The following is an 11,089-nucleotide window of genomic DNA, read 5'->3' as shown; positions in this document are numbered from 1 at the left end:
CGTCAGCCACGACCGTTCATGATCGCGGTTGTGGTGACGCTCTGTGGCTCTGGCACGGAAAGTGATCCAGAACCACGGTTGGGAGATCGCGGACACTCCGCGCGCCCGAGCCGAACAGCAGCAGGCGGTCGCCTAACCCCGCCGCTACCTGGTCAGGCCCTCGGCCCACCATGTCGGACGCGTGCGGCAGGATGACGCCATGCCTCAGCAGATCTTGTCCCCGTCGGAGTCATGGCGCCGGATCGATTCCTGGCTGGCGACGCACTCGGCTTCCGACCTCGCGTTGCTCAACCCACCGGCGACACCGGACGAGATTCAGGCCGCGGAACAGATCCTCGGCATCCCGTTGCCCAGTGATCTCGCCGAGTCTCTGCGATGCCACAACGGGCTGAGCACCTGGGCGAGCCTCTTGCCCGAGCAGGCTCCCCTGTCGGTGAGCGGAATCGTGGACCGCTGGCAGACCTGCAGGGACATCGCGACGGAGAACGACGGTCTGGCCAGCCGCCCCTGGGATGACGAGCCCTGGTGGCACCCGCTCTGGGTGCCCTGGGCCGAGAGCGCCGACGGCGCGGCACAGGTGATCGACCAGCGGCCCGGCCCGGACATGGGGCGTCTCGGCTGGGCCGGCCACGGCGGCGGGGGTGACTTCACCGACTCCTGGCCCGGCCTGGCAGGTCTCCTTCACACCGTCGCGCGAGCGCTTCACGACGGTGGAGGCGTCCGCGGACTGCACCCTTACCTCACCGCGCAGGGCGAGCTGTGGTGGGACGAGGAAAACTGCCACGAACTGAACGGTCAGCCGCTAAGGCCAGCCCCGACCGTGCTGTCCTGACGGTCAGCCGCAGACCCGAACTCATCCGACCGTTCTTACTTCTCACCAACACTGAGCAGCGATCACGGCACCTGGTACTGCCAGCTCTCACCAACAAGTGCTCTTCGTTCTCACCTACGCAGCCAAGCACTGGGAGCACGGCCTGCAGCTGGCCTGGACCGAGCGCGGTTGGTGCTACCTCCCACTCGACGAACAGAGCAACACGCTGTGGGACGAGGAGAACGCCAAGCCCCTGCCGGTGCCGATCCTCGCTGACCCGAACGCCCCACCCGCGGGTGGCGGCCTTCCTGCACGGCGGGCGGGAACGCGGGCAGGTCGCCCGGACCGAAGAGCAGGGCGGATGTGGGGTCTGTCCAGTGAACGGCTCTTACAAGATTTCCGTAACCGGTGATCGATTCAACTCGCCTATAGTGTCGCTTGGTTGGCGGTGAGACGCTGTCTGGGTGTGTTGTCGTGGTGGGGGACCTGCTGCCGCAGCTGGCCGCGGTGCAGGTCGAGCGCGTGGAGGCCAGCGGGGATCTACTGAGGATCACTGCCCAGACCAGGGATGACTTGCCAGCCGCGTGTCCGTTGTGCGGGCAGTCGTCGGACTGGGTGCACTCTCGATACGAGCGGCATGTCGCGGACGAGGCGGTGGGCGGTCGGGCGGTCGTGATCGACTTATCGGTGCGCCGCCTGTACTGCGAGAACCCAGCCTGCGAGAAGGTCACCTTCGCCGAGCAGATCGACGGGCTGACCCGACGTTACCAGCGTCGCACTCCTGCCCTGCAGAAGGTGGTCGACGCGGTCGCCGTGGCACTGGCCGGGTCGGCCGGGGCCCGCCTGCTGGGCGTGCTGCACCACGTGCTGACCTGGGCAAGCGTGCTGAACTGCCTGATGCGCATCAGCCTGCCCGCCCGGGTCGTCCCGCGGGTGCTGGGCATCGACGAGTTCGCTCTGCGCCGGGGCCACCGCTACGCCACCATCCTGATCGACGCCGCCACCGGCGAGCGCATCGAGGTCCTGCCGGACCGCAAGATGGAGACGGTGAGCGCCTGGCTGAAGGCCCACCCCGGTATCGAGGTCGTCTGCCGGGACGGCGCCGGGGGCTTCGCCCAGGCCACCACCGATGCCGACCCCGCGATCACTCAAGTTTGCGACCGCTGGCACCTGTGGCACGGCCTGGCCGAGGCTGCGCAGAAGGAAATCGCAGCCCACAGCGCATGCTGGGCCAAGGCCGGGCCGCCTCTTCAGGAGGGCACCCGCGCCGCTACCACCCTCGAGCGGTGGCAGCAGGTCCACCAACTTCTCGATGCCGGGGTCGGCCTGCTGGAATGCGCCCGCCGTCTGGGCCTCGCGCTGAACACGGTCAAGCGCTACGCCCGCCACGCCGAGCCCGAGCGCATGGTGCGGGCACCCCTCTACCGGCCCACCCTGGTCGACCCCTACCGCGACCATCTACGCCGACGCCGGGCCGAGGACCCCGCAGTGCCCGTCACCCACCTCCTGCGCGAGATCAAAGAACTGGGCTACAGAACCTCCTGGTCCGCTACATCAACCAGGGCCGGGTCGAGGCCGACCACGCCAGCCTCTCCCCGCGCAAGGCCGCCCGCCTCCTGCTCACCGACCCCGACCACCTGCGCGAGGGCCAGCGAGTGCTGCGTGACCAACTAGCCGGAGCCTGCCCGGAGATGACCGCCCTGGCAGACGCTGTAAGCGACTTCGCCGCCCTCCTCACCCCGAAACCGGCCAACGCCGAGGCGCTGACCGGATGGATCACGCGGGTCCGGGCGGCGGATCTGCCGTTCCTGCACGCCTACGCCACCGGCCTCGAGCGCGACCGCGCCGGCGTCGACCACGCCCTCACCTTGCCCTGGCACAACGGCCGCACCGAGGGCGTCAACAACAAGATCAAGCTGCTCAAGCGGCAGACCTACGGCCGCGCCGGACACCGCCTTCTACGCCAGCGCATCCTGCTCAGCTGACCCAGAGCCAAGGGCGATCACCGACTACGAAAATCTTGTAAGAGCCGTTCTTTGTACAGACCCCGGCCGCACATCCTTGGGCCGGTGGGCCGTTCGCTTATCAGTCAGAAGGGAGGTTCGAGATCGCCGCGGCCATCGCTGTGTGGCCCGCAGTCCCAGGGCTTCTCCTGGAAAGGTTCGATGTCGGTGACGTCGTGGCCCCATGCTTCGAGGGCCTTCCAGGCAACGCGCCGGTTAGGGGCGTCGCTGCTGGTGTCCAGGATGCGGCGCGCATGCACGGCGAGGTGATCGCGGTGCTGGGCGAGCGCGGGGTGTTCGGCGAGGATGAGCGCGGCGAGGCTGGCGGCTTCGCGCACGTCCTCGTGACTGTCCTGCAGGAAGGGCGCGACGGCTCGATAAAGCATCGGGCGCAGGTCCCGGAAGACCGCCACGATGGTGCCGGGGGTGAGGAAGCCAGGGAAGTACTGCTCGGTGCGGTCGACAACCTCGTCACAAGCGTTGTCGGCCGTGGAAGCCAACCAGTTCAACAATGTCGCGCGGATGGGGACGTTGCGATACGGCCGGAGGGTCATGGCCGCCGGGTGGGTGAGGATGCCGGCGACATACATGGCGACGGGGGCGGTGGCTTCGTAGATGGTGTTCTGGTGGCCGACCAGCTCACTCAGTTCCGACAAAGCGGTGACCTGCACCTTGGGATCAGGCTCCAGCAACCGTGCCAGGACTTTGGGAAGGCACTCACCGTTCCCGAAAGCTGTCTGGAGCGAACCCCAATCAGTCTCCGCCAGGACTACCTGGTAGGGCGGCACGTCAGGCTCGCGGGGCGCCCCGGCCGTGAGGTTGCTGTGGTTCACAGGCCAAACCTAGACCAGACTTCTGACACGATTCCTGTCCGGGCCAGTTCACATGCCCGGGAATGCTGCGCGGAGCTGGTGCTGGAGGTCTTCGAGGCGACCCGCGCCCCGGCTGCTGCGGTTCTTGATGCCGCGGCGGATCTCGTCGAGGACTGGCGTGCCTCGTTCGTCGCCGCGCAGGGCCAGAGCGGCGGCGGCTTCCAGGCGGGCGTCGAAGTGGGGGTCGGTGAGGTGGGCCGCCAGCACGCCGCGGATGGCGGGGTTGTCGACGGCTGAGCAGGTGAGGGCATGGAGTGCACTGGTCCGGGTGGCGGGGGCGGGGTCATCGGCCAGGCGCAGGAGAGCGGCGAGCGCGTCGGGGCGGTCCGTCAGGAGGCCGGGGAACGCCAAGGCGACGCAGTGGCGGACGCCCGGGTCGAGGTGGTCGGCGTAAGCCAGGACGGCCGGGAGCTCCTCGCGGGAGCAGTAGCCGGTGAAGGCCGCGATGACGGTGCGCAGGGCGTACGGGTCCTGCTCGGTGTCCAGCTGGGGCCGGAGGAACGCGGCGGCCTCCCGGGTGAACGGCGGCTCGTCGTTGCCGTTGTCGGGGTTGAGGCCGAAACCGAGGAAGTTGATCGCGTCGAGCGCGAAGCGCCGGCGGTCGAGCGAGCCGGCCTCCCCTACGCCCTCGGCAACCTTGCGGGCCCAGTCGAATCTCTCCTGGCTCTCCGGCTCGGCGATCCGGAACAGCGACGCGAACCAGTCGTCGTGCTCGGGGTCGGCGTGGACCAAGGCGCGGGCCATCAGTTCGTCCGGCGTGCGGTGCACGCCGAGCCTCGCCTCCAGGCCGGTGATGACCGCCCGGTGGGCTGGGGGCGGCACGGACCCAGCGCCAGCCCCGGCCTCCAGGGCCGCCCGCGCCCCCCACAGCGCTCGGCGGTGCGGGCTGTCGACGCGCAGCGGGTCGCGGTCGGGGGACAGCAGCGCCTTCAGGACCCAGTAGGCGCCGTTCTCGGCAGCCCAGGTGACCGGGTCGACGCCGTCGGCCCAGGGCCGGGCCGGATCGACGCCCCGCCCGACCAGGCGGTCGACGACTTCGTGGCGCCCGGCATACGCAGCGGCCGCCAACAGGGTCACGCCGTCGTCGCCGATGAGTCCGTCGTACGCCACATCGTCGAGGAAGACACCCTCCAGGAACTCGAAGACCGTGGTGTCGTCGCCGCGCTCGATCGCGGCCAGCAGGGAAGGCAGATCCACCGACCGATCATGCCCACCGTCCGAACTCCAGGCGAACGCATTTCCGCCCCGCGCCCCAAGCTGCCACACCCGCGCGCTCCTCAACCAGGCCACCACCACGCACGACCTGCCTCACCTCACCCCCAGCACATACAGAGCTCTCATCCAGACCACGGAAAACCCCACTACTTCTCACGCCGCCTGGCAGTTCCCAACCAACCACCAAAACACGCAGGTCAAACAACCCAGACACCCCGGTCGACAACGCCCCCACAACCGGCCTCGACCCCGAACACCACCCCACACGACCCGATCCTTCTCAACCAACCCGCAAACCCCCAGCCAAAAACACGGCTGCTCAGCCGATCACCGACCCGCCACAACAACCAACAGGTCACACCCGACTGAGGTTCCCCCGAGATGCGGAAGGTTGCCGGGTATGGCCTGATGGGCCATGAGAAGGGAGCCTTTGTGATGGCTGCTCAGATGAAGTACCCGCCCGAGTTGCGGCGGCGTGCGGTGGAGATGTATCGATCCGCCGATCCGAAGCCCGTGATCCGCCAGATGGCCCGCGATCTGGGGGTCCACCACGAGGCCCTGCGCAACTGGATCCGCCAGGACGAGGCGGACCGCGGCGAGCGCGACGACCGGCTGACCACCACGGAGAAGGAGGAGCTGGCCGCTCTGCGCAAGGAGAACGCCGAGCTCCGCCGGTCCTGCGAGATCCTCAAGGCCGCCTCGGCTTTTTTCGCCCAGGAGCTCGACCCGACCCGGCGACGGTACTGAAGCTCGTCGACGAGCACCAGGACCGCTTCGGGGCCGAGCCCGTCCTCCGGGAACTGCACATCCCCGCCTCCACCTACTACCGCTGGCGCCGCGAGGCCGTCGAGCCGTGCGAGCGCAAGCGCCACGACGCCGAACTCACCGAGCACATCCGCCGCATCCACGCCGACTCCGACGCCACCTACGGCTCCCCGCGCGTCCACGCCGTCCTGCGGCGCGAGGGCACACGGGTCGGCCGCAAGCGGGTCGAACGCCTGATGCGCCAGGCCGGCCTCCAGGGCGTGAGCCCGCGTCGGCCCCGCTCCTTCACCCACCGTGACCCGGCCGCCGACCCCGCCCCGGACCTGGTCCGGCGCGACTTCACCGCGACGGCGCCGAACCGGCTGTGGGTCGCCGACATCTCACTGGTCCCGACCGGTGAGGGACCGTGGTGGCTGGCCACGATCCGCGACGCTTTCTCCCGCCGGATCGTGGGCTGGCACACCTGCGAACGGGCGGACGCCGACCTCGTCCTCACCGCCCTCGAGTACGCCCTGCACGGCCGGCCCGTCGAGCCCGGGAAACTGATTCACCACAGCGACCACGGCTGCCAGTACACATCCATCAAGCTCACAACCCGCTTACTCAAAGCAGGAATCGAGGCGAGCATGGGCACGGTCGGCGACTCCTACGACAACGCCCTGGCGGAGAACTTCTGGAGCGTGCTGAAGACCGAGTGCGTGCGCCGCACCGCCTTCGCGACCCGCACCGACGCCGACCTGGCCCTCTTCGCCTACATCGACGGCTGGTACAACACGCGCCGCATCCAAAAACGCCTCGGCTGGCTCAGCCCCGACGAATACGAGGCCAAGTACTACGCCGACCAGGCGACGGCCGAATCAGTGGCCGTCGAACCACCCACACCCGCCCTGACCAGGTAATCAGCACCTCCCGCTCAACGGGGGAAGCTCAGTTACGGGAGTCCCTGTAGGCCGGGTCGGCCTTCGACAACTGCTCGTCGATGGTGCGCGCCCAATAGGCCGTCTCCATCACTGGCACGGTGATCGCGTACAGGTTGTGGGTCTCCTCCAGCGTCCGGGTGAGACGAACCCTGGCCTGGTTGAAGCCGTCGACGGCGATCCCGACCAAGCCGGAGGCAGCAGCAGTCATGCGCTCACCGTAGAGGCCGCCGCCGACACCGCTCCGCGGCATCAAGTGTTCTGTGACAGCAGACATGGACCGATTGCCACCGAAGTTGGACCGGCGGTGGTTCGTGACAGCGAAGTTGGACCGCCGCTGGTCTGGCCCCAGGATGGCGGTCCACCAGCCGCAGCGCCCGGCATCGCCTGCAGGCGGCGGACGGCTCCACCCCCTGCGGGGTCCGGCCCGCAGGGGGAGGCGGCGGCGCATCGTCGGCGGTCAGGCGTATGAGTAGCCGAGGGCGATGGTGCTGGCCACGTCGGTGGCGGTGCTGGTCCAGGGGTCGAGGACGGCGTCCTTGCCGGAGAGGCTCGGCTTACCGGTGTGGTTGAGCTGCCAGCGGTCCCAGATGCGGTCCACATTGGCATGCAGGAGCCAGAAGATCGGGTCGTGCGGGGCGGCCATGATGTCGCTGATGGTGCCGTTGCACCAGTTGTGCACGTCGTTGTGCGCGTCCGTCTCCAGGTGGCTGGTGAACGGGGTGTAGCGCGGGCGCAGCAGCAGGTTGTCGATCAGAGTCTGGGTCGGCAGCGAGCCGCCGTTCGCGCCGGGGATGCCGCGGGTGACGTTCGGGGGCTGCCAGACCCAGTCGGGGCGGTCGTGGTCGTTGGCGTAGTCCCAGTACGGGATGGTCAGGGTCGGCGCGCCGTTGGCGGGCTGGACGGAACGCAGCACGTTCTCCGCCTGCAGTGTGTAGCGGCGGTGCCAGGGCAGGAAGCGCTGAGTGCCGATCGGGCCGCTCATCGAGTGCATCCGGTGGCTCATGTCGCCGTGGATGTCGGCCAGCGTCTGGTATGTGCCGGCGGCGTGGGCGGCCTTCAGGGCGTTGTTGAAGGCGTCCTTATCGGTCTGGCTGAGCTTTCGGTGGTCGACCCGGGTGCGGGTGAGGCTGCTGGTGAGCTGGATGATGAAGTCTCGCGCGGCGGCGGCGGGTACCAGGTCCGGCCCGGCCCCTTCCCCGGCCGCGGCGGCGGGCTGGGGCGGCAGCGCGGCGAGATGTCGGTCGAAGCGGACGGCCACCGCCTCGGGGTCGAGCGCCGGGTGCAGGCCCCAGCCGTCCTTGACGCGGAGCAGCTCCTCGCGGTTGGGGAAGTGCCCGGTCTCGGGGAGTTCGGCGGTGGTCCGATCGATGGGTGGCATGCGGAGCGTCCCTTCGGTACGTGGTTGGTGGGTCTGCTGCCACGGTCATGCGACGGGTGCGCGGGGCGCGGTCGGGACGCGCCGAGTGGGTCGACTGTCACTCCGTCAGATCAGCGGATTGCGTGATCAACTCCGCTGGCCTGGACTGCTCTTGCTCCCTGGCACGCCCGGGAGCGCGCTGGCGGGTGGGGCAGTCCGGCACCCGGGCGTGCGTGATGCAGAACGAGTGGGATGTACACCTGGGTGTCGAGGAGGACGGGGTGCCCACCTCGTGCGCGGCCGGGCTGACCGGCGCGCGGGCACGGCGAGGCTGAAAGCTGCGGCTGGTGGATCGCCATCCTGGGGCCAGACCAGCGGCGGTCCAACTTCGTGGCAATCGGTCCATTTCTGCTGTCACAGGACATCCGCCAACCTTGGCAGCCGTCGCGCCACCAACGTTGGTGTCGGCCGTTACGTGATCGTTGCGGCCAAGGGGGCTGTTCACCAAGGTATTCACCAAGGTTCGCGGGCTTCCCTTCGGCGACCGCGCGGAGCACCCGGCTCCGCGCTCAGCCGAAGGGGCACCCCTGCGATGACGAAGAACGACAGCGCCAGGACGAAGGCCAGAGCGAGGACGGGCGCGGAGGCGGACAGCGAGACGCGGGAGGTGGAGATCACCTGGTCCGTGCTCGCCGCCTTGTTCCAGTTCCGGATCGCCACCGCCGAGCAGCTGCGCCGGCTGACCGCCCCGGACGCGGGCATCGAGAAGATGCGGGCCCGTCTGCGGCGGCTGCGTGATGAGGGGCTGGCCGAGGAACTGGTGCTGCCCCAGTCCGGGCGGGCGAGGGGCTGGTTCCTGACCGAGCACGGGACGAGGGTCGCCGGCGCCTTCCCCGAACTGGCTGATATCCCCGCTCCGAGGACGCCCGGCGACAAGAGCGCCTTCAAGTACACGCTGTGGCACCAGCTCGCCGTCGTGCGAACCCACCTGGTGTTCCTGGCCGACGCCCGCCGCCGGGGCGACGCCTACGGGCCGTTCGACTTCATCCCCGAGATCACCCACCGCTTCGCCGAGGGTCGCGAGGGCACCGTGCGCCCGGACGGCCTGCTCTACTACAGCCGCACCGGCGCGGATGGCGCCCGGGTCACCAACCTGGCGTTCGTCGAGGTCGACCGCGGCACCATGGGCGGGCCCCGGCTGGCCGCCAAGCTGAACGCCTACGCCCGCTACTGGGCCACCGCGCCGCTGCCGGCCGGAGTGCGGCCCGGCACCATCGAGGCCCAGGGCGGCGGCGTGCCGCTACGTGCGCTTCCCGAGGCTGCTGTTCGTCCTCACCGGCACCGGGCAGGCCGGCTTCGCCCACCGCGCCGACGATCTGGAGTTCATCGCCCACACCCGGTACGTCGCCAAGATGTTGCGCACCGTCCCGGCCATGGTCGCCAAGCTGGAGGATCTGGAGGAGGAAGGCCCGGGCGCCGACGTGTGGTGGTCGATCGCCGATCTCGAGGCCGGGCCGGGTCCGTGGTGGAGCTGACCGGCTCCACGCCCTGACCGACACCGACACCTTGATGCCCGCCCCGGAAGGGGCGGGTGACCCGTCTCAACGAAGTTTGACCAGTCTCAACGGACTTTGACCGCGGTCTCAACCTGCAGGGGCGGGTACGGATCGGTGTCAGAACGGTGGTTCGTCGGAGTAGGTGCCGACCCAGGGATCGGGATCCGGGGCGGTGCTCGGCCGGGCTTGGAGGAGGTGGACGGCGTCCTTGATGCGGCCGAGGTCGATGAGATGGTGGGCCAGGACAGTGTCGTTGTAACCGGGGTGCTGCTCGAGGACCGTGACGGCTTCCTCGGTGCGGCCGGCGTCGGCGAGCAGGTGCGAGAGGGACCAGGCCGCGTACCAGGTGCCGCTTTCGGGGTGCGCCCGAGCCTGCTCGATCGCTTCGTCGAGCAGGCCGCAGTCGGCCATGAGCGGCAGCCGTATTTGGAAGAAGTCCCACTCCTCCTCACCGTCACGCCGCTCCTTGAGGGCGTCGAGGTGGGCCAGAGCCTCCTGAGCGCGGCCGTGCTCGGCATACAGGGTGCACAGCGCATCGATGACGCAGTCGTCCGCGCCGCCCGGGGAGTCCGCCAGGGCGCGCAGCGCCGCAATCGCCTCATCGATGCGGCCGCGCCGGACCAGGAGCTGGGAGAGTAGATGGCCTACGCGCCACATGCCGTGGGGCTTATCGGCGAAGGTCCGGTACACAGCGATCGCTCCCTCCTCGTCGCCGCGTTCCTCCAGCACCTCGGCCAGGCTCCGCGCGGCGTGCCCGTGGTGTTCGGAGTCGGCGTACGCGCGCAGTTCCTCGATCCGTCCGTGCCTGGCCAGCAGGTCGGCCAGCGCGTCCCGGCCATTGACCGACGTAACCTCCCGGCGGCGCAGCAGGGCGATCGCCTCTTCGACGCGGCCTTGCCGTTCCCGGACGGTGGCGAGCAGGTCGAAGGCATTGGACGGCTCCAGACGGAGCCGGTGGCAGTCGGGGTCGTCGCAGGCCGGGACCGCGGCCTCGATCCGGGCTTCCAGCAGCGCCGCGACTTCCTCATCCCGGCCTGCGGCATCGCCGACGTCGACCAGGGCCTGAGCGAGGAACCAGTCCCCTACGCCGGGCCGCAGCAGCGCGAGCGCCTCGGCGGCCCGACCGTGGCGGGCCAGCAGACGCGCGAAAAAGTCCAGGACTTGCCGGTCGCCAGCCTGTGTGTAGGGGCGGGACAGCTCGATCGCCTCCTGCGCCCTGCCCCAGTCCTCCAACAACTCGGCCCGGGCCCGGGCGGCCGGCCACCAGCCCGTCGCAATGTACGGGGCAAGCACCTGAAGCGCCTGCTCGTACTGCTGCCGGTCGCCGAGCAACCGGGCCCACTCCAGCGCGCAGAACCACTCCCCGCGCCCGGCCTGGAACTCCACCTCCCGCTCATGGCCAAGCTCCACAAGCCGGATCACCAGCGAGGAAGGAATGCAGCCCGACAAGGTCCGGGCCCGGTAATCAAGATCGGCAGCGTCCACGGCCCCGCACCCTAGGTGTACTGACCACGGAGGTTGGTGACAGGGGTCACGGCGCTGTGATCTTGAAATGAGTGAGGGCCTTCTGGCCAGGTGTGGATTGCGACA

9 protein-coding genes and 1 pseudogene are annotated in these 11,089 nt (G+C 69.4%); 5 read left to right on the top strand and 5 right to left on the bottom strand.

Annotated features, from left to right (window positions below; translation table 11 throughout):
- The first annotated feature begins 199 nt into the window (after positions 1-199).
- Together ACIQ87_RS39815 and ACIQ87_RS39810 are read left to right on the top strand one after the other, a co-directional pair.
- A complete protein-coding gene (locus tag ACIQ87_RS39815; protein WP_402417104.1) occupies positions 200-832 on the top strand; it encodes an SMI1/KNR4 family protein in 633 nt (210 codons plus the stop codon).
- A 465-nt stretch (positions 833-1,297) separates the two neighbouring features.
- Positions 1,298-2,796: pseudogene (locus ACIQ87_RS39810) on the top strand (ISL3 family transposase).
- A 104-nt stretch (positions 2,797-2,900) separates the two neighbouring features.
- Here ACIQ87_RS39810 and ACIQ87_RS39805 read toward each other — a convergent pair.
- Positions 2,901-3,647: a hypothetical protein gene (locus tag ACIQ87_RS39805; RefSeq protein ID WP_402417103.1), complete on the bottom strand. Its 747-nt coding sequence runs from the start codon at positions 3,645-3,647 to the stop codon at positions 2,901-2,903.
- Positions 3,648-3,695: 48 nt separating this feature from the next.
- Positions 3,696-4,883 carry an ankyrin repeat domain-containing protein gene (locus ACIQ87_RS39800; RefSeq protein ID WP_402417101.1) on the bottom strand — a complete coding sequence of 396 codons (1,188 nt, stop codon included), beginning with the start codon at positions 4,881-4,883 and terminating at the stop codon, positions 3,696-3,698.
- Positions 4,884-5,336: 453 nt separating this feature from the next.
- Here ACIQ87_RS39800 and ACIQ87_RS39795 point away from each other — a divergent pair, with 453 nt between their 5' ends.
- On the top strand, positions 5,337-5,648 hold the full coding sequence (locus ACIQ87_RS39795; protein WP_402399720.1) for a transposase: 312 nt from the start codon (positions 5,337-5,339) through the stop codon (positions 5,646-5,648).
- Positions 5,579-6,565, top strand: coding sequence for an IS3 family transposase (locus tag ACIQ87_RS39790; protein WP_402417106.1), 987 nt, complete (start codon positions 5,579-5,581; stop codon positions 6,563-6,565). The genes ACIQ87_RS39795 and ACIQ87_RS39790 overlap by 70 nt, the downstream gene beginning before the upstream one ends.
- Positions 6,566-6,593: 28 nt before the next feature.
- On the opposite strand, the gene ACIQ87_RS39785 is transcribed toward ACIQ87_RS39790, so the two are convergent.
- Complete coding sequence (locus tag ACIQ87_RS39785) at positions 6,594-6,794, bottom strand: hypothetical protein (protein WP_402417100.1); 201 nt, start codon at positions 6,792-6,794, stop codon at positions 6,594-6,596.
- Between the two features lie 249 nt (positions 6,795-7,043).
- Positions 7,044-7,964, bottom strand: coding sequence for a tyrosinase family protein (locus ACIQ87_RS39780; RefSeq protein ID WP_402417098.1), 921 nt, complete (start codon positions 7,962-7,964; stop codon positions 7,044-7,046).
- A gap of 571 nt (positions 7,965-8,535) precedes the next feature.
- Between ACIQ87_RS39780 and ACIQ87_RS39775 the strand changes: the two genes are divergently transcribed.
- The gene (locus ACIQ87_RS39775) at positions 8,536-9,495 is read left to right on the top strand and encodes a replication-relaxation family protein (RefSeq protein ID WP_402417096.1); all 960 of its coding nucleotides are present in this window, start codon (positions 8,536-8,538) and stop codon (positions 9,493-9,495) included.
- Positions 9,496-9,616: 121 nt separating this feature from the next.
- On the opposite strand, the gene ACIQ87_RS39770 is transcribed toward ACIQ87_RS39775, so the two are convergent.
- Entirely contained in the window at positions 9,617-10,984 is a 1,368-nt protein-coding gene (locus ACIQ87_RS39770; protein WP_402417094.1) for a hypothetical protein, read from the bottom strand.
- Positions 10,985-11,089 lie beyond the last annotated feature (105 nt).

It is taken from the genome of Kitasatospora sp. NPDC096204 (assembly GCF_044763205.1).
Classification (GTDB): Bacteria; Actinomycetota; Actinomycetes; order Streptomycetales; family Streptomycetaceae; genus Kitasatospora.
The sequence above is the reverse complement of the archived record's forward strand: the minus strand, read 5'-3'. Positions and strand labels throughout refer to the sequence as shown.